Origin of the sequence: Limosilactobacillus sp. WILCCON 0051, assembly GCF_039955095.1 — a bacterium.
Lineage (GTDB): Bacteria > Bacillota > Bacilli > Lactobacillales > Lactobacillaceae > Limosilactobacillus > Limosilactobacillus allomucosae.
The window spans coordinates 282,492-303,858 of sequence record NZ_CP154878.1 but is presented as its reverse complement, the minus strand read 5'-3'; the positions used below and the strand labels follow the sequence as shown (position 1 = coordinate 303,858).

The following is a 21,367-nucleotide window of genomic DNA, read 5'->3' as shown; positions in this document are numbered from 1 at the left end:
TTTAAAAATTTTCAATTAGCTTTTTGCCAAGACCATTCATGATGAAGATAATCAGTGCGGTCAGGAAAAACGAGAACGTAACGTCCGAAAAGAAATGTGCGCCCACGATTACTCGGCTCAGAGCGATCACGACACCATAAACGATGCCGCCAATGAAAAAGCTCTTACGCTTATTGTTGGAAACGAACCATGAAAAAACGATGCATAGCGTTGCCGCCATCGTATGCCCAGATGGAAATGACTTATGCCCATTAACGCCATTGATCGTCAGCCAATTGGTAAATTCATGATTGCCACTCGTGAGTTCATATGGGCGATAGCGTCCCCACAGATCTTTTAAGGTCAGATTAACTTCCAATGCAAACCAAACCGTCAATGACGCCAAAACGGCGATTTTCATATAGCGTGTCAGCTGTTTAGTCGTTTTGTTCTTCAGCCACCATTGTACCAACAGCGTAAATATAACGAAAAACAGCAGCCAGACCATTATAATCGTTGCGCCTGCATAGCCGCCCGTTGCTGAGTCGCTGTTGGCCATTGCTATCGCTGTGCCATTTTTAAGATTGGTCTGTGCCGAATACAGATAGCCTAAGAATTCATTAACATACTGCTTGCTTTGCCAAAGCGACAGTGCAAGCCCGCCAATAAACAACGGTCCTGCCAGTATTTTTTCACAGTCACCCCGCCAGGCATAAGTCATCGCAATCTGTCCACATAAGGCAAAAATAAGATAAACCGGAAACTCGCCAAAAGTCTGGCAAAACGTCCCTACCCAGCTGTGATAATTAATTAAGGTATTGCTGATGGCTAAATCACCAAAATAGGCAATCGTTAATAAAATAATGCAGATAATTGCTGAAATGCCAAACAGCTTCTTTTGATTTTCTTCACTCAAATCAATCCCTCCTGTCAAGTTTTAGGATAGACAGTCAAAGTAAAGAAACGCCCCACTAATCAAGTTAATATTAGGTAAATTTATTTACAAAGGTATTTTTTATATAAATAAAATTATAATCTACTAATAGACATTAGATAATGATAATAAAAAAGACGACCGCACTGCGATCGTCTTTTTTATTATTAAGCTGAGACTACTTAAGGGTAACAGTAGCACCTGCGGCTTCAAGCTTTTCCTTGATGTCGTTGGCTTCGTCTTCCTTAACGTCTTCCTTGACAGCGGATGGTGCGTTGTCAACCAGGTCCTTAGCGTCCTTCAGGCCCAGACCAGTGATGTCCTTAACAGCCTTGATGACCTTAACCTTTGCAGAACCTGCAGAAGTCAGTTCAACAGTGAAGCTGTCCTTAGCAGCAGCTTCGCCACCGGCAGCACCGGCAACAGCAACTGGAGCAGCAGCAGAAACGTCGAATTCTTCTTCGATAGCCTTAACCAGGTCGTTAAGGTCAGAGATTGATGCTTCCTTCAGAGAAGCAATGATAGCATCCTTATCAAAAGCCATGTTTATTTTCCTCCAATATTTCGGTTTATGCGCTTAAGCGCAGATCTTTAAATTTAGCGGGTACGCTGAGAAACTTAGGCAGCTTCTTCTTCGCTCTTCTTGTCGGCAACAGCCTTGACTGCACGGGCAATCTTCCGCATTGGATCTTGCAGAGCACTTGCCAGCATGGACAGCAGGTCTTCGCGACTTGGCAGCGTAGCGTATTCGTTGATCTTGTCGAGGGTTTGAACCTTCTTTTCGATGAAGCCACCCTTGATTTCCAGAGCTTCGTGGTCGTCAGCAAACTTCTTCAGAATCTTTGCTGGGGCAATAGCATCTTCGTCAGAGAAGGCTACGGCCGTTGGACCAACGAACGTGCTCTTCAGATCTTCGTAGTCCGTACCTTCAACGGCACGTTCCAGAATCTTGTTCTTGATAACCATCATCTTGATGCCAGCATCACGCAGCTGCTTACGCAGATCCGTAACTTCGGCAACCGTCAGACCACGGTAGTCAACAACAATGGCCGTTTCAGCATTCGTCAGCATTTCGTTGACGTTCTTAACTGCTTCAGCCTTCTTAGCAATCGTTGCTTCGCTCATGAATTTCACCTCCTGCGATGTATTTTGATCGGATTTAAAAAAATCCCTATGACCGGCAGACATAGAGAAGGAACATTTCATTTCTTCCTCGGCAGGCATTAATTAAGGCTAGAGCCACCTGAGTCTTAGGCAGAGTCATATTTAATCAACTTTGCTAGTATAACAGGATTAGATCAAGATTGCAATAACATTCCTCCAAATTATTTCCAATTATAATTAGTTGCGTTTAATTTTTTCTCATGTTATTGTAAGTTTTGTAAATTTTTCCAGCGTCAAGAGGTGCGTTTAATGATTCAACACTATTTTAAAATCAATCAATCCTCATCCTCAGCTTCAATTTAAAAGCAGTTGAGGAATTTTGACGTACTCAAATCAACGGCAGCACCGAGTATGCTTAACTGCTTTAGAATTTTCTCAGCAGTTGAGCAGCTCGGTTTTTTGTTGGCAAAATGAATGGAGGATCTTTATATGGAAAAACAGCCACAAACAGAGCTGAAACGCTCGTTAGGGTTCGGCTCAGCACTTTCGATCGTAATTGGCACCATCATCGGTTCCGGCATCTTCTTTAAACAAGGCTCGGTCCTGGATAGTGCCGGATCTTCAACCATGGCCATCCTCGCTTGGGTTTTAGGAGGTATCATCACTTTAACGGCTGGCCTGACGATTGCCGAAATCGGTTCGCAGATGCCATATACCGGCGGCCTGTATGTCTATATCGAGAATCTTTACGGTCGCATCTGGGGCTTTTTAGCCGGTTGGATGCAGATTATCGTTTACGGTCCTGCAATTATTGCTTCCGTAGCTGGATTTATGAGTATTTTGATGGCTAATCTTTTTGGTCTCAGCTCCGCTTGGCGAATTCCCCTCGCTGTGATAACGATTCTTGCCATCGGTGCTATGAATATGCTGGAAAACCGTGTTGGAGCAGCATTTTCCGTAATTACTACGATTGCCAAAATGATTCCAATTGCTGCAATTATTATTTTTGGCCTATTTTGGGGACATCAGCACGCTTTTGGCCAGACGCTCAGCCAGGTACATCAATCGGCTGGTAATTTCGGTGTTGCCATCCTAGCAACTTTATTTGGCTATGATGGCTGGATTCTAATCGCCAATTTGGGTGGTGAAATGAAAAATCCACAAAAGCTGCTGCCTAAAGCGATCATTTTAGGAATCAGCGCCGTTTTATTGATCTATACCTTAATTACAATTGGCGTTCTCCGTTTTTTGCCAGTCCAAACAATCCATCGATTAGGGGAGAACACGACTGCCTATCTCGCGGTTAAAGCTTTTGGGACGATTGGCGGCAAGCTTTTGTCCATTGGTATTATCATTTCAATGATGGGAACGATCAACGGTAAGATGCTGACTTTCCCAAGAATCGTCTATGCCATGGCTAAACGGCGCGACATTCCATTTTCCCGGGCCTTGTCTTATCTGACCCCTAAAGGAAAATCACCGGTTGTCGCAACGCTTTTCATTATTCTGTTGGCTACCATTATGATGCTGTTTTTTGATCCTGATCACTTGTCGGATCTATGCGTATTTACCGTCTACTGTTTTTATATTTTAGCTTTCTTTGGCATCTTCATTCTTCGCAAGACCAATGAAGCACCCCGTCCATTCTCCACACCGCTTTATCCCTGGATTCCAATTATTGCAATTGCTGGCGGCATCTTTGTCTTGATCAGCGAAATCATCAATGATCCAGCCGGTGTCATGCTTTTTGCCGGCGTGGTCGTAATCGGGCTGCCCGTATTTTGGATTGTCAAAAAGCTTGATCAATCAGCTAATAATTAATTTTAAACAACTAAAGAAGCGATCGTGTTTTACTCTCACGATCGCTTTTTGATTTCAGTTTCTTTTATCATATTGCTTTCCAATTAATTCATCGATTCGTCATTTTTTTATATCATCTTAATTTTTATGGTGGTTTAAACATAAGATCGCCCCGTTTTAAATGGACATCAATCCTACCTGATCAGCTAAGCGAGAACTAAATATTTTCACAGCCCATTGGTATCAGCTCCATTCTTTTATCCTGTGGTGAAGCTATTTTGTTACTGCTCGAATCATCTTAATCATCAGATACCACCTCGGTCGCTCACCTGAAATGACTAACTATTTTCACAGCCCATTGGTATCAGCTCCATTCTTTTGTCCTGTGGTGAAGCTATTTTGTTACTGCTCGAATCATCTTAATCATCAGATACCACCTCGATCGCTCACCTGAAATGACTAACTATTTTCACAGCCCATTGGTATCAGCTCCATTCTTTTATCCTATGGTGAAGCTATTCTGTTACTGCTCGAATCATCTTAACCATTAGGCATCACCTCATTTGGTTGCTACCTTTGCTACATCTATATTATAGCACATAATGTTAGCGCTTACATGATTTCAGGCAAAAAAAGGTCATCAAAATTAATTGATGACCTTTTCAATTTTGAACCGTCGGCTTAGAAACTAGCCAGGTCAATCGTTACGCTAGGACCAAAAGTCGAAGCTACCGAAACGTGCTTGATGTAAGCACCGCGAACAGCTGCCGGACGAACCTTAACGATCGTTTCTTCAATCGTCTTCAGGTTTTCAACCAGCTTGTCCGTGTCAAAGGATGCCTTACCGAATGGAACAGCAACGTTGCCGTCACGGTCAGTCCGGTAGGTAACCTTGCCGGCCTTGGATTCAGAAACGGCCTTGGCTACGTCCATCGTAACCGTACCCGTCTTAGGGTTTGGCATCAAGCCCTTAGGGCCCAATACCCGACCCAGACGACCAACCAGTGGCATCATGTCTGGCGTTGCGATGGCAACGTCAAAGTCCAGCCAACCGTCTTGAATCTTGTCAACCAGGTCTTGGTCGCCAACGAAGTCTGCACCAGCAGCTTCAGCTTCCTTAGCCTTTTCACCCTTTGCAAACACAACAACGGTTTGGTCTTTACCAGTACCGTTTGGCAGCACTACGGCACCACGCAATTGTTGGTCCGCTTGCTTCGTGTCTACGTTCAAGTTAAATGCAACTTCGAGGGTTGAGTCGAAGTTTGCAAAGTCAATGTCTTTTACTAATTGTACCGCGTCGCTGACAGCGTATTCCTTCTTGGAATCAACCTTCTTCAGGGCGTCTTGGTACTTCTTACCGCGATGTTTAGCCATGTTGATGTTTTCCTCCTTGCAAATGTGGTCTAACGGAGTGTATACCTCCCACTAAGACTGTTCACTTTCATGAATCAGTCCGGTACGAGAAAGCTTAGCCTTCAACGACGAAGCCCATGCTCCGTGCCGTACCTTCGATCATGCGCATCGCTGCTTCAACGTCAGCGGCGTTAAGATCTTGCATCTTAGTTTCGGCGATTTGCTTAACTTGATCCTTGGTTACAGTAGCAACCTTCTTCGTGTTAGGTTCACCGGAACCGTGTTCAACACCAGCAGCCTTCTTCAGCAGTACAGCAGCAGGTGGCGTCTTCGTAATGAATTCGAACGAACGGTCTTCGTATACCGTAATTACAACAGGGATAATCATACCCTTTTGATCAGCAGTCCGTGCGTTGAACTCCTTAGTGAAGCCCATAATGTTAATACCTGCTTGACCAAGTGCAGGACCCACTGGAGGAGCCGGCGTAGCGGCACCTGCAGGGATTTGCAACTTGACAATGTTAGCTACTTTTTTTGCCACGAGACAAAACCTCCTTAGTCCGTGTTGTGGTAATGATGGGGTAGTAAGATTTGCCCCTCCCACTGTATGCGTTAAATAGCATACTCGAGAAGAATACCACTAAATCACTGTTTTTTCAATAGCCAGTTATTAAAAATGTCTTGATTATTCAACTGAATCGATTTGATCAAAACCAACCTCAGCTGAAGTCAGCCGGCCAAACATTTCAATCTCAGCCCGCAGTTTCAGCTTATCATGATCGACTTCGGTTACCTTGCCAACCATGTCAGCAAATGGCCCAGCAATGATCTTAACCGTATCACCGACTTTAACGTCAATATCAGTGCGTGGTGCTTCTTCTGAGTCGTCCATCCGCTTTAAAATGCGATCGACTTCTTCAGGCAGCAGTGGAGTTGGCTTGGAGCCACCACCGTGAGAACCCAAAAAGCCGGTTACACCTGGAGTATTCCGAGCGATGTACCATGCCTGATCAGTCATAACCATTTCGACCAAGACATAGCCAGGGAAAGTTTTTTCTTCAATTTCCTTAGCTTCACCATCTTTAACCTGACGAACCTTTTCTTCAGGTACGACAACCCGAAAAATATAGTCCTGCATTCCCATTGACTGAGCCCGGGATTCCAAATTGCTCTTAACTCGGTTTTCGTAGCCAGAATACGTGTGCAGCACGTACCAGCGCTTTTCAGTTGATTCCACGTTGTTCCTCCATTTTTGTAAAACCAAAAAAGTTCAAAATAAAAAACCCCGCCTAAAGCGAAGTCTCCTTAACCAAACAGCAGTATACCAGATTCTGTGCGATTTGACCAATAATTAGCCAACAATCAGCAGCATGAACTGGTGCAGCAGCCAGTCAATAATCGCAAAAAAGATAATAAAGAAAATCGTCAGCGAAACTACCGTAGTCGTGTCCCGCCGCGTTTCTTTAGCAGTTGGCCAGACTACCTTATGCATTTCAGCATTGACGCTCTTTACGAATTTTGTAAGTTTCATTGAAATCGTCCCTTATTTTGTTTCTCGATGCAAAGTATATTCACCACAGTGCTTGCAGAACTTGCTTAGTTCCAGACGCGATTCACGATCAGGCTTGACCGTTATCGTGTAGTTGCGCGCACCGCATTTGGTACATTCCAGTGCCGCTTTTTTCTGAGTCATCTGATGCCTCCAATTTTACCTGTCTAGCCTATCATGGACCCAGGTATAAAAGCAACTCACTTAAGCCCGCAAAGCCAAAATCAATTTCTTTCGACACCGTGATAAAGCCGATTGAATCGTCCGCCGATGACAGCCGAACTTTTTGCACAGTGCCGGCATGTCCATAAACAGACTGGCTACTAAAACCTCACGTTCAAAATTCGAAAGATCGTAATCTAAAAAGTTTTCAAAAATCAAACGACAATAGATTCGTTCCTCCATTGACTCTTGACTGGCGATTGGCAGCTGATCACTCAGACTCACCAGACAGTCTGCCGGAATTCTCTTTTGGGCACGACACTTGCGATACTGTCCCTTGGCAAAGTTTTCCAAAGAACGATAGAGATAGTGGCCAAACGATGCATTCTTTTGATCATCATAATGCAAAACGACCTGATAAAGCAGCTGATACATATTTGAAAGCCAATCATGCAAAGACAGATCAGCTGGATGATATTTTTGCCATGCATAGCAAAAAAGCCTTTGATAACTAACGAACAGTTTTTGAATTGCCAGTGGATTGCCACTTTTTGCTTCGCGTAAAATTGCTTTTTCAGCGGCTGACGCTAGAAAATCAGCGTCACCGATTCTCGCTTTCGTCATTTTCTTCCTCTCGTTAGCAAATGGATTCGGGTTGCCTTGACTGATCAGTAAACTGATAGAAAAGCAGTGCATCTTTACCTGATGCATTGCTCCGGCGATTTCCGTCTAAGGTCTGCACCCCTGCTTGTTATTTTTAATATACATGATAAGTAAAACGGTTACAAGGAGTAAATATACTTTCATATATTTACATCCATACCGTTTTTACTTATAAATAGAAAGCTAAGCTAATCTGAAGGTGCAGGCAGTCTCAAAAAGATCAAAAGACCCACCGCAAATAAGACAGCCAATGAGGCAGCTCCCTTGGTTGACTCGCCCGTCAGCTGCGTAACGAGTCCAACCAAAACAGGACCAATAATTGCTGAAAACTTCCCCAAAATATTGTAAAAGCCAAAAAACTCGCTGCTGTTTTCTTTAGGAATCAACTTGCCAAAATAAGAACGGCTCAATGCTTGAATCCCACCCTGACTGGTACCAACCAAAACCGCCAGAATCCAAAAATCACGCAGCGTCTTCAAGTGCAGAGCCTGTAGACAAATAAACAAGTAGACGCAGATTCCCAGCAATAAAGCCCGCCGCGTTGAAGTGCGATTGGCCAGCCAGCCGTACCAGATTGAGAACGGAAAGGCAATCAGCTGTACGACCAATAAAACGATCATCAGCATGGTAGTATTGATTCCCATATCAGATCCAATTGAGGTTGCCATCGTAAAAATCGTATCGACGCCGTCAATATAAAAGAAGTATGCAACCAAAAACCAAAACGCGGCTCGATATTGCCGAATATGCCGCATGGTTTTTATCACGCGGGCAAAACTGGCAGCAATCGGTTTTTGTTCTTTTGGCACGCTATAGCGCTGATGAGCATTTTTTAGAAACGGCATGCCAAAAATGATCCACCAAAGGCCAGCCAAGATAAAGCTGAAGCGCGCAATTCCATAATCGTTCAGCCAGCCAAAGCCATGACCCAGCTCAACTGTCAAAAAGATCAAAAAAGCCATGACGCCGCCCAGATACCCCATGCCATACCCAGTTGATGACAGAGCATCGATTTGACGATAATCGGCCACATCGGTCAAAAAGCTGTCATAAAAAAGGTTGCCGCCTGAATAGCCGATTGCTGATAAGACATAAACGATCAGCAGCCATTGCCAGGCATTTGGCGATAAAATCCCCAGAATCATCGTCATAATGATGCCCAAGCCAGCAAACCAGTTCAGCCAGCGTCGTTTGGCATAAGGATAATCCGCCATTGCTCCCAAAAAAGGTGCTAAAAGCGAAACGACCAAAGTTCCCGCGCTGTTGGCATATCCCCATAATGCCGTTGAGAGCGCGGCTGAGACCCCATTTTGGTGAGCAACCGCTTTAAAATATACTGGCAGGACCGCGGTTACGACCAAAATGCCATAGCCTGAATTTGCCCAGTCATAAAAGATCCATTGCCACTGCTGTTTGTTAAATTTCATGTTTCACTTCCTTAAAATTCCTTTGATCGGCTTGCCGGCAGTTGGTCTGGGATAGCTTAAGCCAAGCAGCTCAGCAAACGTCGGCCCTTCATCTACCAAATCGGCGTGCTCAACCCAGGCTCCTTTTTTGATATCCGGTCCATAAAAAACGGCGGTCGTAAAATAGTCTGGCTTATCAGCCCCATAGCCATGCACGCCACGGTAGCGGTCGCTTTTGCCCATCATTGACGGCAAGACCGATTCAACGACTGCCGGACGCTGGGCCTCATCAGTAAAGTACCAACCGGCTTTGGCCTCAACCAAAAACGTACAGCGCGGATCAGCCCCCAGTTTAACCGCCTGAGCACTGTCATAGATCTTTTCAATTCCCTTAATCCCAGCAATTTCTCGTCTGACCTCATCGTGATCGATTCCTGGCCGCACGTAGACGTAAGTTTCGCCATCGCAGGTTTTGGCCATTACCCGCCAATTGTTTTTAAAGGTTTGCTGGTTCTTGATCGGAGTCAGCCATCCTTTTTTAGCAAACAGCGTATTAAGGTGGATCATCTGGCTGACGTCAATCTGATAATGATCGCCAAGACAGACAAAATTGGTTTGTTCAAACGTTCCAGCATCCTTAGTTGCCTGAATCAGCTGACCGACTCTTTGATCCAAGCGCTGCAGTGCCTGTTTGGCTTGATCTGATCTTACGCCATAGCGATGCCGCATACTGTCCATGTCGACCAGATGAATCAAGGTTAGATCCGGCTTTTTGTGTTTTAACGTCCAGGATGCCATTGCCGTCACAAAATCATCCAGCCAGGGCTGCTTGATTCCTTTGCGCAAATGACCGAATTTATGATTCATCTGATACAAAAACCATGGTGAACTGGCTTTTAATGAGACCAATACCTGATTGGTCCAGATTCGATTGGGAAAAATCTCAGCTACGTTCCAGTCGATTCGGCTGCCAGCAGTTACCGGCCATAAAAAGGCTGCTGTCTTCAGTCCCGCAGAATGGGCAACGTCATAAAGCGTTGCAGCCTTGATTTCTTTTCGCTGATACCAATACCAATCTGGCGACTGCCTGGTCGGCTGCAGCTTGGTATTGTTGACGATTCCATGAACTGCCGGATATTGGCCAGTAATGATCGACGTGTGCGATGGATAGGTCAAAGTCGGAAAGATTCCCCGAACCTTTTTAACCCAGGTTCCCTGTTCAATTAAGCGTGCCAGATTCGGTGTCAGCTCGCGCAGCTCGTTTAGATCGCGAAACCCCATTGAATCGAGCGAAATTACTACCAGTCTGCGTCGTTTCATAAAATAATCACCTCAATTTTTCAATAAAAATAAAACCGCAGTGTCAGCCAACACTGCGGCATGATTTTAAAGCGGATGACGCGAATTAAAGCCTTGGTAGATCAAAAGACTGGCTGCGACACTGGCATTCAGACTTTGAACATGGCCAATCATTGGAATCGTCAGCATTTCATCACATGTTTTTTTCAGCAGCGGCGAAATCCCTTTTCCTTCATTGCCAATTACCAAGGCAACTGGGCCCTTAGCATCCCAGCGACGGTAATCGGTCCCCTGCATATCCGTGCCAAACAGCCACAGTCCGCGTTCTTTCAGCTCATTGGCCGTTTGTACCAGATTGGTTACCCGCGCTACAGGAACATGCTCAATTGCTCCGGTTGACGTTTTGGCAACGACTGAGGTCAAACCAACAGAACGCCGCTTAGGAATGATCAGACCATGAACTCCCGCTGCGTCAGCCGTTCTAAGAATTGAACCCAGATTATGCGGATCTGCCAGCTCGTCTAAAATCAAGAAAAACGGTGCCTCGTCATGTTTTTCGGCGTTGGCAAACAGATCGTCAATCGTTGCATACCGGTAAGCCGCAATTGCCAGCGCAACCCCCTGGTGATTTTGATGATTGGTCATTTGGTCCAGCTTGTTCTTAGGGACGTTTGAAATCACCAAATGCCGCTCCTTAGCCAGCTTGACGATCTGACCAATAATATCGGCTTTCAAGTCCTTTTGAATGAAAACCTTGTTGATTTCTTGATCAGATTTCAGCGCCATTACTGCTGGGTGACGGCCAATAATAAATTCTGGTTCATCAGTCTTCATGTTTTGTTCTTCCTGCCTCTACTTGCTTAATGCACCATTGCGCCAATTCATTGATTCGTTCAGACTGCCCTGACAGCTGCAGATAGCCAAATAAGGCTTCAAATCCAGTTGACATGCGATACGTCAGAACCGAGGTGTGCTTGGCATGAGTATAGCTGTTGGCATTGCGGCCACGCTTAAAATAGCTCCATTCGTCCTCAGTCAAGAGATCATCGGCCTTCATCAGCTCAATCAAAGCAGCCTGCGCCTTGGCCGAGACATAGTGGGTGGCTTGATGCTGCAAACGATTGGGCTTGCTCATTCCCAGTGCCAATAGATGTTGACGAATAAATACCTCATAGACGGCATCCCCCAGATAAGCCAGGGCAATACCATTTAATTGCTGATAGTCGGCTTTTTCCATTTTATTCCTTTCTGTAGCGCGTTCCTTGCGGGGTATCTTCTAGAATAATCCCCTGCGCTTTTAACTCATCGCGAATCTGATCGCTTAAGGCAAAGTTCTTAGCAGCCCGTGCCTGATTACGCTTGCTGATCAGATCTTTGATAGCTTGATCATCAATTTCGCAATTAGACGTTTCCAAACGTACGCCAAAGATCCCCAGCAGCGTTTCCAGCTCCTGTTTAAGCGTCTTGAGCGCCTCAGCCTTAACAACCGGCTTTTGGGCATAGACGTTGGCATATTTGACCAGCTCATAGACCGTAGCAATCCCGTTTTGGACGTTAATGTCATCATCCATTGCCGTAATAAACTGCTGCGTAAACGCCGCTACTCGCTGGGCAACTTCATCGTCATTGCCATCTTGAGCATCGCGCTGGCGATAGGTCAGGTTGTCATAGGTGTTGCGGATATGTTCCAGATTGTTTTGTGCATCCTGCAGATTGGCCTCGCTATATTGAATTGGCCGCCGATACTGAGTGGTTGCCATAAAGAAGCGCAGCACCTGCGGATCAACATGCTTGATGATGTCATGCACCGTAATGAAGTTATGCAGTGACTTGCTCATTTTTTCATTGTCCTTGCCAATCGTGACAAAGCCATTGTGCATCCAATAGCGGACGAACTGCTGACCAGTCTCCGCCTCGCTTTGCGCAATCTCATTTTCATGGTGCGGAAACTGCAGATCCTGACCTCCTGCATGAATATCAATCGTTTTGCCTAGGTAGCGCGTTGACATGACTGAGCATTCAATATGCCAGCCAGGCCGTCCCTGCCCCCATGGCGAATCCCAGTTGATCTCACCTGGTTTGGCAGCTTTCCAAAGCGCAAAGTCTAAAGGATCCTCTTTTTGCTGAATCTCTTCAGCTGTAATATGCTCACTGGCGCCAGTTTCCAAATCATTGATCGACTGTCCGGAAAGCGCGCCATAATGCTTAAACTTGCGCGTCCGATAATAAACGTTGCCATCTTTGACATAAGCATAGTCTTTTTCAATCAAGACCTTGATAAAGTCAATGATTTCAGGAATGCTTTCTGTCGCGCGCGGTCGCTTGGTAGCTGGTTCAATATTTAAAGCGGCCGTATCTTCCATAAAGGCCTTGATAAACTTGTCGGCCAGCTGTGGAACCGTAATGCCCTGTTCTGCAGCTGCCTTGATCATTTTGTCGTCAACATCGGTAAAGTTAGAGACGTAATTGACTTGATAGCCTTTGAACTCCAAATAGCGGCGTACGGTATCAAAGGCAATGGCACTGCGCGCGTTGCCGATATGGATATAGTTGTAGACCGTGGGACCACAGACGTACATGTTAACAACTCCAGGGTGCAAAGGCTTAAATTCTTCTTTTTTACGGGTAAGCGTATTATAAATAGTCAACATAACGCTGTAATCCTCCTTTAAAAGTAATTGCAATAACAGTATTTTACCACAATTCACTGCGATTCCTGGTTGGCGCATTAAAAATAAATTGTTAAGTCTTTGTTCATACTTTTTTCATAAAAGGGTGCTAATATTACAGATGTAGTCAAACGAGATAGCTTGGCTGCAATCAATTTAACCGAAACCTATTATTTTTCAATTACTCCTCCCAATAGTAACCGAAAAATACACATTTTTACGAAATCTCCCCCAAGATCTTCGTAATACTCCTCAAGCAGTGGCTCCCCCGGCCGCTGCTTTTTCTTTTGCCTAATGCTAAAACAGCCTGGTCACCAGCTCAGCCAATGGTGCATACAATCTTCTTAACAGCGCCACCCAGCCGGCAGCCATCACCATCGTACTGAAGACATCGCTTGGATAGTGAGCTCTTAAGACCAATCTGGATGCCGCAACCAACATTAGCCAAACCAGGCCTAAGCTTCCTGTCCATGGCGTCGGCCAAAGTGCCCAGATCATCAGCACCAAAACCGTCGTTCCCAAAACATGTCCACTGGGAAAGCTATAGCCATCGTCGCCTGGCAGATGCTGGTCAGGCCGCTTGCGCTTAAAATACAATTTAACGCCAATCCCCAGTGCGTCCAGGCTGCCCAGAGTTGCCAAGGCCCAAAACGCCGTGATTAAATCATCAGTCAGCCATAAAACACCGGCTAAGACAAACGCATAGCCGACCGTGAGCTTAGGCTGACCAATCCAAGCCACACCGCGCCAAAAAGAACTGTTTTGCCGATTAGGTATCTGATCATGCAGTCTTTGATCCAAACGATAAAAAGCCGGCCAGTATTTTAAAGACCAGCTCATAAAGATCAAGGTCGCCAAGGCTGCCAGCATCTGCAGCGCATCGTTTTGTGCGGGAGTGATTCGCATGTCTTCCTCCTTTTGACCTCGCATCATCTTGAATTATCCAAACATTCAAGTCAAACAAAATGGGATCCTGATTCGGTCAAGCCGAATATCGGATCCCATTTTTAGTTTGATTTAACGCCAAATTGGTCGTCAGTCATCAAAATCTTAAAGCTTGCCGTTCTCTACTCGGTCGATCATGTCGTCCAGACGAGCCAGCGTAGTCTTTTGACCAATCAGTTCAATGCTTTCCGGCAGTTGTGGGCCGTGAGTTTCATGCGTGATCGCGATCCGCAGCGGCATCCACAGCTTACGTCCCTTAACCTTGGTATCGTTCTGCACGCCTTTGATGCAGCGCAGAATGGATGTGGCATCCATAAAGTCCAAGGCAGCAATCTTGTCACGGAAATCGCGCAGCACGACGGCAACCGTTTCAGCACTCATTTCTTCTTTGGCTTCGTCAGTCAGGATCTGTGGTTCTTCGACAAATGGCTTAGCATATTGAAGAATTTCTTCACCATAAGAGATTTCCCGCTTGAAGATTTCAACGATCCGCCGCATCCATTCGATCTTGTACGGATCAGCATGTTTTTCAATCAAGCCGGCATTGATCAAAAGCGGCATGGCAACATTAAAGACTTCATCCACGTCGGAATTCTTCATGTATTGGTTATTGATCCAGCGCAGCTTCTTGCGGTCAAAGGCAGCTGGCGACTTGGACAGACGCGTTTCATCATACATCTTGACGAATTCTTTAAGTGAGAAGATCTCGTCTTCGCCAACTGGTGACCAGCCCAGCAGAATAATAAAGTTGTCCATGGCTTCTGGCAGATATCCCAGGTCGCGGTACTGTTCGATAAACTGCAGCACGGATTCATCACGCTTGGAGAGCTTCTTACCCGTTTCGTTGTTGATGATCAGCGCCATGTGACCAAACTTTGGTGCTTCCCAGCCTAAAGCTTCGTAGATCATCATCTGCTTTGGCGTGTTGGAAACATGATCATCCCCACGGAAGACGTGGCTGATCTTCATCAGATGATCATCAACGACTACGGCAAAGTTGTAGGTTGGCATGCCATCACGCTTCATAATGACAAAGTCGCCGCCAACTGAAGCCGAGTCAAATGACAATGGCCCTTTAACGATATCATCCCAAGCATACGTGTGATCCTTTGGCACGCGGAAACGAATAACCGGTTTTAGACCTTTTGCTTCAGCATCTGCTTGCGCCTGCTTGATTTCTTCATCAGTCATGCCAGCATATTCATATTCGTAATGAGGCATCTGGTGAGCCGCTTTTTGCCGTTCCCGTTGTTCAGCCAGCTCATCTTCGGTCATGTAGGACTTGTAGGCCAGGTCCTTGTCCATCAGTTCCTGAACATACTTTTCATAAATGTCCTTGCGTTCTGATTGACGATATGGACCATAGTCGCCACCGATGTCAGGACCTTCATCCCAGTCCAGTCCCATCCACTTCAGATTGTCCAGCTGACTGCGTTCGCCATCCGCGATGTTACGCTTCGTATCAGTATCCTCAATCCGAATGATGAATTTACCATGGTAGTGACGTGCGAACAGGTAGTTGAACAGCGCCGTCCGTGCGTTACCAATGTGCAGGTGTCCAGTCGGGCTAGGCGCATAGCGAACCCGAATTTCGTTTTTTGACAAGTTGTTCCGCCTCTTTCATAAAAATTGAAAATATTTCTATTCTAGTGTACCGTGCAATGCTTAAATTGCAAATACTAGTTTTTGCGATTATTGCGATCGTTATTCTTATGATCGGTCTTTTTGGTTGATTCTGCCAATCGTTTCTGCTCTTGACGCTCGCTGCCGTCAATGCCGTGCGATGACGCTGAATGCACTGGACGCGCGAAGATCATCCGGCCGGCATCAGTCTGCAGCGCACTGGTTACCTCAACGTCCAGCTGCTCGTTCATGTAGTAGCGGCCATCTTCAACCACGACCATCGTACCATCATCTAGATAGGCAACCCCTTGTTGACGCTCGGTCCCTTTCTTAACGACTACGACCGTCAGCTGTTCACCTGGAATCACGCGCGGTCGCAATGATTTGGCCAGGTTATTGATGTTAAGCACCTGTACGTTTTGGAATTGAATGACCTTGTTTAGATTGTAGTCGTTGGTAACGATCACGCCATCAACCTTCTTGGCTAGCGCAATCAGCTTTTCATCGACTTCTTTGATATCTTCAAAGTCGCCTTTATACATTTCAACTGGAACGATCTTTTCGCTGCGCAGCTTGTTTAAGATATCCAAGCCGCGTCGTCCCCGTACGCGCTTGATGCTTTCGCCGGCATCCGCGATATACTGCAGCTCATAAAGCACAAAATTCGGTACCAAAAGCGTCCCTTCCAAAAAGCCGGTCTTGACCAAATCATAAATGCGACCGTCAATCAGGATGTTGGTATCCAAAATCTTATAGTGATGATAGTTTTCATCCTGACGCTTGATTACCTGGGCTTCTTGATCATCTCGTCCACGTCGCGTTAAAAGTCTGCGCCATTCATCCTGACGCGTGGTTCCCAGATGAAAGCCCAGATAGCTGAACAGGATCATCAAAAGTACTGGCAAGACATTATTGACAACGGGAATACTCAATCGCCACAGTGGAATTGAGATCAAAATCGCCAATATCAAGCCAAAGATTGTTGAAATCGCCCCAAAGAGCAGATAGGTCAGACTCTTTTTAGTCAGTGCGTTTTCTGCCCTTTTCAGCATCTTGATCGTCCAGTCAGTCAGCAGCAGAGAAATCAGCCAAAAAACAAGTGCTCCAATCAAAAAATCAATTGCTGACTCAATTGGCCGTGCCAGCTGAACGCCAAGCTGATTACGCATGGCAATCCAAATCGGTGGTAGATAGTAAAAACCAATTGCCGCCCCCACGATTACGAACAGCAGTCTAATAATTCTCTTTCTCACCTGCAGCCCTCCTTTGATAAATCGTTATGGTGTCGTAATTTCTATTTTACGCTAATGCGAGTCGTAATGCCTCATTTATAGTCGTAACGCCGACCACTTCAATATCAGCTGGCGGATTCCAACCCTGCAGATTGTTTTTAGGAACCAAAATTCGTTTAAAGCCCAGCTTAGCCGCTTCAGCAACCCGCTGCTCAATGCGGCTGACACGACGAATCTCACCGGTCAGCCCAACTTCGCCGACAAAGGCATCATCAGGACGCGTCCCCTTGTCACGGTAGCTGGAGGCAATCGCGATGGCAATCGCCAGATCAATCGCTGGCTCATCCAATTTCACGCCCCCGGCTGCCTTAAGATAGGCATCTTGATTCTGCAGCATAAGGTTGGCACGCTTTTCTAAAACCGCCATGATCAAAGAGACCCGATTCCGATTCAAGCCCGTCGCCGTGCGTTGAGCATTGCCAAAGACAGTCGGCGTAACCAGAGCCTGAATCTCAACCAGGATTGGCCGCGTTCCTTCCAAAGAAACCACGACGGCTGAGCCAGTGGCATCCTGGAGCCGCTCTTCCAAAAAGATCTCAGATGGGTTTTTGACCTCTGCCAGCCCTGCCGTGCGCATTTCAAAGATTCCCAGTTCATTGGTCGAGCCAAAACGATTCTTAACCGCCCGCAAGATTCGATAGGTATGATGCAGATCGCCTTCAAAGTACAAAACGGTATCAACCATGTGTTCCAAGATTTTAGGCCCTGCCAGCGCGCCGCCTTTAGTAACGTGGCCAACGACAAAAATCGTAATGTTCTTGCTTTTGGCAATCTGCATCAGCTGCGCGGTAACCTCTCTGATCTGCGACACGCTCCCGATCGCACTGTTGACATCGGTTGCCTGCATGGTCTGGACCGAATCGATCACCACGTATTCAGGATTCAGATCGTCAATCGTTGCCCGAATGCTGTCCATACTGGTCTCAGGGTAGATGTAGAAATCATCGCCGGCTACTGCCAGCCGTTCGGCACGCATTTTGATCTGCGCACCGCTTTCCTCACCCGAAACATACAGAACGGAATGCCCCTCATCGCTGAGCTGGCCTGAAACCTGCAGCAAAAGCGTTGACTTGCCGATTCCCGGATCCCCGCCAATCAAAATCAGTGATCCTGGTACGATGCCGCCGCCTAAAACACGATTAAGCTCATTTAGCTTAGTCTTGACGCGCGGCAGCTTTTGCGCATCGATATCCTTAACGCGCTGCGGTTTGGCAACGATTCCCGTCAAAGTCGACGAGTGCCGCGTTGTACTTTGCGCATTTGCCGTCTCAACGCGTTCTTCAACCAGAGTATTCCACTGACCGCAGTTGGGGCAGCGGCCAAGGTAACGCGGCGAATTATAGCCGCAGTTTTGACAGATATACTGGGTTTTGACTTTCGCCATATGCATTTCCTTTCTTGATAAAAACTGGTTATCTGGAATTATTTTTTAGTTGAGCCAAAGCCGCCCGCCCGATCGTTTTTAGGCATTGACTCATCGTCAGCCGTTAAGTATGGCATAAAGATGCCCTGTGCGATTCGCTCGCCTTTTTTTACATGGTAGTCGAAGAGACCATAGTTCAGTAGCTGTACGAAAATCTCGCCTTCATTGGCTGGATTGTTGTAGTAGTCAGCATCAATGATTCCAACGCCATTGGGCAGAATCAGCCGCCGCTTTAAAGGACCGCTGGAACGATTAAAGAGCATCAGCACCTCATCAGGCTGCATATAAGCCTTGATCCCAGTAGGCACCAGCACTGGCTTGAGCGCCTGATCGCCAGCCGTCAGCTCTTCTTCTCCCGGCTTGGCAGCATGTTTAATGGCATGCAGCGCTTTAAAAAGGCCCTGTTTCCAGATCGAAGGCACCACAAAATCAGCTGCTGCCTCAAAATCATAGCCGGCTGCCTGTTTGGTTTGCCGCTGCGGCAGGCTTAGGCCGGCATCAGCATACTTGGCAACAATCTCAAATCCTCTTTTTTTCATTTCTTCACCTCTAGAATTTTTCCGTTCAGTTTTTATATTTTAATCGTAATTTATCTTTAAACTAGTCCAGCATTTAATTGTAGCATGTTAATCCTTGACAATCATTTCAGAACCATGGAAAATCAAGTTGGATTGAATTTATTAATGATGGAGGGGACAAAAATGCAATTTGTAACGGAACCGCATCGCATCAGTGCTATCGATGATAATGGCAAATGGGTCGGCGACATCAGCTTTCCGCCTGTTGCCGGCTACCCTGACCGCGTCGTAGCAGAGCGTGTTTTTGTCGCTCCTGAAGGTCGTGGCCATGGACTGGCGGCCGAGCTTACCAAGCGCTTCGTCGATTATGCCCATGAACGCCATCTGACAGTTAAACTGATGTGTCCATATGTTAAAGCGGCATTCCGTGATCATCCGGAATACCAGGATCTGCTATTGCCGGAGGATCGCTTTAATCAATAAAGGAGCGTTCTATATGGACCAAAATGAATTAAAATCGCTTGTTGGCCGAGCTGCCGTTGAATACATCAAAGACGGCATGATCGTTGGTTTGGGTACTGGCTCGACTGTTCGCTACATGGTTGACGCGTTGGGCGAACGCGTTAAAAATGAAGGCTTGAGCATCGTCGGCGTCACGACCTCCAATCGCACGACCAAGCAGGCACAAAGTCTTGGCATCACCATCAAAGACATTGATGAAGTCGACCACATCGACCTCACGATTGATGGCGCAGATGAAATCAGCGACGACTTCCAAGGCATCAAAGGTGGCGGTGGCGCCCTGCTTTGGGAAAAAATCGTTGCCGACATCTCAAAGCATTACATGTGGATCGTTGATGAAAGCAAGATGGTTCACCAGCTGGGAGCTTTCCCGCTGCCAGTTGAGGTGATCCCGTTCGGTGCTCAGCATGTCTTTAACAAGCTGGCTGCTAAGGGCTACCAGCCAACTTGGCGGATGGATGGCGATCAGCGCTACCGTACCGATGAAAATGACTACATCATCGATCTGCACCTGGGCAAAATCGATGATCCGCAAGCCATGGCCGAAGAACTGATTCACATGGTTGGCGTTGTTGAGCACGGCTTGTTCTTAAACCGAGTCAATGACGTTATCGTTGGTCGGCAAAATGGGCCAGAAATCCTGCATGCCCGCTAAGTCAACCACCATCGGCTAAAGTCGATGGCTTGTGGGCAAACACCCCTGTATTGAGTGTCTGAACCACAATTTGCATAGATACGGACGATTTACTCAAACAGCCGCAGTTGCTTGAGCAGTGATCATCTAATTACCAATGCCTTTTACATTCCCAGGTTGCCATAGGAATGAGCCTAGTTTTTTGACTAGGCTTTTTGTTGTTTCTGGAGTCCTTTTTCTAAAATATTCAGTGCTGCATTGTAATCACGGATATGATGAACATGGCACTTTGGACATATCCATTCACGATCTGCCAGTGTCAGCTTTTCGGTCCCGTCACTTCCCATTACAAAGCCACAGTCATGACAGGCTTGGGTCGTGTTTTTAGGGCTGACCGTGATAAATTGACGGTCATAAAGGTCGGCTTTGTATGATAACATACCCAAGAAAGACCGCCAGCCAACATCACTGATGCTCATTGCCAAGGCATGATTTTTTAACAGATTCTTACTCCTCAATTCTTCAGCTACAACGAGATCTTGGTTCTTGATCAATGCTGTAGACGTGCGTTGGAGAAAATCATGGCGGCGGTCAAATACCCGTGCATGGATCTTAGCGACTAACAAACGCTGCTTCTGGTAGTTTTTGCTTTCTCGCAAGGAACGCTGCTCTTTTTTAGCCCGGCGCTGGCGGCGTGAAAGAGTGCGCTGTGCTTTAGCTAATTTTCCCTTGATTGTTCGATAGTAGCGTGGGTTAGCAATGGTTCGACCATCACTGGCAGTCAGAAAGTTTTCTGTATTTAGATCAATGCCAATTTGCCGATTAGTGCGGCTAAGCTTAGGAACAAACGGTGTATCGGAACCTAATTGCAGCGACAAAAAGAACCGATCGGCTGCATCTTTGGAAATGGTCACCGTACCGATGCGTGTTTCGCCTTGACGATCCAATAGTCGCTGCTGAGCGCCTTTGATCCGCAAACGTCCTAGTTTAGGCACCACAATATGTTTGCGATCTTCAAAGCAGACGGTACCGTTGTCTAGCCGGGCCGTCTTTTGTTTTGGATATTGACAGTTGGTCTGGTATCGCCAGGCATAGCTTTTACGATGAAATTTTGGCACACCAGCTTCATGAAACTTGCGAAAAGCGTTCCAAGCCTTGTGATAGTTTTGAATGGCATTAGCCTTAGCAAGACTGTCAATACGCTTATCTTCTAAAAACTGGAAATGATTTGACATCTGCTTAGCATTTTGACGAAGCTTTAGCTGTTGGATCCGATCCTGAACCGTGTCAATCGACAGTTTGATTCGGTTTAATTGCCAGAGTTCTTTACCGATCGCAACCATCTCATTATAGATGAAACGACTGGCATCGCTGTTAACCTTGATTATTTGTTTCTGATAATCACTCGGATAGATGCGAATCTTCAATCCATAATGATATTCTAACTGTGCCATTGACTTCATTTTTTCACCTCCTTTAATTGGATTATATC

General features: G+C 46.2%; 23 protein-coding genes and 1 other annotated feature. Of the genes, 3 read left to right on the top strand and 20 right to left on the bottom strand.

All coding sequences use genetic code 11. The features are described 5' to 3' along the window. Position 1: 1 nt before the first annotated feature. The 3 genes from ABC765_RS01340 to rplJ all read right to left on the bottom strand — a co-directional run bounded on the left by ABC765_RS01340 (position 2) and on the right by rplJ (position 2,038). Complete coding sequence (locus tag ABC765_RS01340; RefSeq protein ID WP_347952686.1) at positions 2 to 913, bottom strand: phosphatase PAP2 family protein; 912 nt, start codon at positions 911 to 913, stop codon at positions 2 to 4. A gap of 178 nt (positions 914 to 1,091) precedes the next feature. Further along, entirely contained in the window at positions 1,092 to 1,457 is a 366-nt protein-coding gene (gene rplL, locus ABC765_RS01335; protein WP_006500483.1) for a 50S ribosomal protein L7/L12, read from the bottom strand. A 74-nt stretch (positions 1,458 to 1,531) separates the two neighbouring features. Then, positions 1,532 to 2,038, bottom strand: coding sequence for a 50S ribosomal protein L10 (gene rplJ / locus ABC765_RS01330; RefSeq protein WP_006500484.1), 507 nt, complete (start codon positions 2,036 to 2,038; stop codon positions 1,532 to 1,534). A 28-nt stretch (positions 2,039 to 2,066) separates the two neighbouring features. Then, positions 2,067 to 2,186, bottom strand: a sequence feature (ribosomal protein L10 leader region). Between the two features lie 320 nt (positions 2,187 to 2,506). Between rplJ and ABC765_RS01325 the strand changes: the two genes are divergently transcribed. Beyond that, the gene (locus ABC765_RS01325; protein ID WP_347980552.1) at positions 2,507 to 3,838 is read left to right on the top strand and encodes an amino acid permease; all 1,332 of its coding nucleotides are present in this window, start codon (positions 2,507 to 2,509) and stop codon (positions 3,836 to 3,838) included. Between the two features lie 660 nt (positions 3,839 to 4,498). On the opposite strand, the gene rplA is transcribed toward ABC765_RS01325, so the two are convergent. The 16 genes from rplA to ABC765_RS01245 all read right to left on the bottom strand — a co-directional run bounded on the left by rplA (position 4,499) and on the right by ABC765_RS01245 (position 18,740). Further along, complete coding sequence (gene rplA, locus ABC765_RS01320) at positions 4,499 to 5,191, bottom strand: 50S ribosomal protein L1 (RefSeq protein ID WP_006500486.1); 693 nt, start codon at positions 5,189 to 5,191, stop codon at positions 4,499 to 4,501. Between the two features lie 94 nt (positions 5,192 to 5,285). Further along, positions 5,286 to 5,711, bottom strand: a complete 426-nt coding sequence (gene rplK / locus ABC765_RS01315; protein ID WP_033934284.1) for a 50S ribosomal protein L11 — start codon at positions 5,709 to 5,711, stop codon at positions 5,286 to 5,288. A gap of 144 nt (positions 5,712 to 5,855) precedes the next feature. Continuing rightward, positions 5,856 to 6,407, bottom strand: a complete 552-nt coding sequence (gene nusG, locus ABC765_RS01310; protein WP_033934283.1) for a transcription termination/antitermination protein NusG — start codon at positions 6,405 to 6,407, stop codon at positions 5,856 to 5,858. Positions 6,408 to 6,521: 114 nt separating this feature from the next. Beyond that, positions 6,522 to 6,701, bottom strand: coding sequence for a preprotein translocase subunit SecE (gene secE / locus ABC765_RS01305; protein WP_169461337.1), 180 nt, complete (start codon positions 6,699 to 6,701; stop codon positions 6,522 to 6,524). A gap of 12 nt (positions 6,702 to 6,713) precedes the next feature. Beyond that, positions 6,714 to 6,863, bottom strand: a complete 150-nt coding sequence (gene rpmG / locus ABC765_RS01300; protein ID WP_074504486.1) for a 50S ribosomal protein L33 — start codon at positions 6,861 to 6,863, stop codon at positions 6,714 to 6,716. Between the two features lie 60 nt (positions 6,864 to 6,923). Continuing rightward, on the bottom strand, positions 6,924 to 7,505 hold the full coding sequence (locus ABC765_RS01295) for a sigma-70 family RNA polymerase sigma factor (RefSeq protein ID WP_347952684.1): 582 nt from the start codon (positions 7,503 to 7,505) through the stop codon (positions 6,924 to 6,926). Positions 7,506 to 7,732: 227 nt separating this feature from the next. Continuing rightward, positions 7,733 to 8,971 carry an MFS transporter gene (locus ABC765_RS01290; protein WP_347980551.1) on the bottom strand — a complete coding sequence of 413 codons (1,239 nt, stop codon included), beginning with the start codon at positions 8,969 to 8,971 and terminating at the stop codon, positions 7,733 to 7,735. A gap of 3 nt (positions 8,972 to 8,974) precedes the next feature. After that, on the bottom strand, positions 8,975 to 10,270 hold the full coding sequence (locus ABC765_RS01285; RefSeq protein WP_347980550.1) for an ectonucleotide pyrophosphatase/phosphodiesterase: 1,296 nt from the start codon (positions 10,268 to 10,270) through the stop codon (positions 8,975 to 8,977). A 66-nt stretch (positions 10,271 to 10,336) separates the two neighbouring features. Next, positions 10,337 to 11,083, bottom strand: coding sequence for a 23S rRNA (guanosine(2251)-2'-O)-methyltransferase RlmB (rlmB, locus tag ABC765_RS01280; protein ID WP_006500494.1), 747 nt, complete (start codon positions 11,081 to 11,083; stop codon positions 10,337 to 10,339). After that, positions 11,073 to 11,486: a Mini-ribonuclease 3 gene (locus ABC765_RS01275; protein WP_347963257.1), complete on the bottom strand. Its 414-nt coding sequence runs from the start codon at positions 11,484 to 11,486 to the stop codon at positions 11,073 to 11,075. Before ABC765_RS01275 ends, rlmB begins: the two co-directional genes overlap by 11 nt. 1 nt (position 11,487) lies before the next feature. After that, on the bottom strand, positions 11,488 to 12,900 hold the full coding sequence (gene cysS / locus ABC765_RS01270; RefSeq protein ID WP_347952680.1) for a cysteine--tRNA ligase: 1,413 nt from the start codon (positions 12,898 to 12,900) through the stop codon (positions 11,488 to 11,490). 315 nt (positions 12,901 to 13,215) lie between these two features. Beyond that, positions 13,216 to 13,824: a phosphatase PAP2 family protein gene (locus ABC765_RS01265; protein WP_347980549.1), complete on the bottom strand. Its 609-nt coding sequence runs from the start codon at positions 13,822 to 13,824 to the stop codon at positions 13,216 to 13,218. A 144-nt stretch (positions 13,825 to 13,968) separates the two neighbouring features. Further along, the gene (gene gltX / locus ABC765_RS01260) at positions 13,969 to 15,468 is read right to left on the bottom strand and encodes a glutamate--tRNA ligase (RefSeq protein WP_347952678.1); all 1,500 of its coding nucleotides are present in this window, start codon (positions 15,466 to 15,468) and stop codon (positions 13,969 to 13,971) included. Positions 15,469 to 15,542: 74 nt separating this feature from the next. Beyond that, positions 15,543 to 16,739: a PIN/TRAM domain-containing protein gene (locus ABC765_RS01255; protein ID WP_347963254.1), complete on the bottom strand. Its 1,197-nt coding sequence runs from the start codon at positions 16,737 to 16,739 to the stop codon at positions 15,543 to 15,545. A 46-nt stretch (positions 16,740 to 16,785) separates the two neighbouring features. Further along, complete coding sequence (gene radA / locus ABC765_RS01250; protein WP_347952676.1) at positions 16,786 to 18,162, bottom strand: DNA repair protein RadA; 1,377 nt, start codon at positions 18,160 to 18,162, stop codon at positions 16,786 to 16,788. Between the two features lie 38 nt (positions 18,163 to 18,200). Further along, positions 18,201 to 18,740, bottom strand: a complete 540-nt coding sequence (locus ABC765_RS01245; RefSeq protein WP_278768633.1) for a dUTP diphosphatase — start codon at positions 18,738 to 18,740, stop codon at positions 18,201 to 18,203. Positions 18,741 to 18,902: 162 nt separating this feature from the next. Here ABC765_RS01245 and ABC765_RS01240 point away from each other — a divergent pair, with 162 nt between their 5' ends. Both ABC765_RS01240 and rpiA read left to right on the top strand, forming a co-directional pair. After that, entirely contained in the window at positions 18,903 to 19,202 is a 300-nt protein-coding gene (locus ABC765_RS01240; protein ID WP_006500502.1) for a GNAT family N-acetyltransferase, read from the top strand. A 13-nt stretch (positions 19,203 to 19,215) separates the two neighbouring features. After that, entirely contained in the window at positions 19,216 to 19,896 is a 681-nt protein-coding gene (gene rpiA, locus ABC765_RS01235) for a ribose-5-phosphate isomerase RpiA (RefSeq protein WP_270642360.1), read from the top strand. A 185-nt stretch (positions 19,897 to 20,081) separates the two neighbouring features. Here rpiA and ABC765_RS01230 read toward each other — a convergent pair whose 3' ends face one another. Continuing rightward, a complete protein-coding gene (locus ABC765_RS01230; protein WP_347980548.1) occupies positions 20,082 to 21,338 on the bottom strand; it encodes a transposase in 1,257 nt (418 codons plus the stop codon). Positions 21,339 to 21,367: the final 29 nt, after the last annotated feature.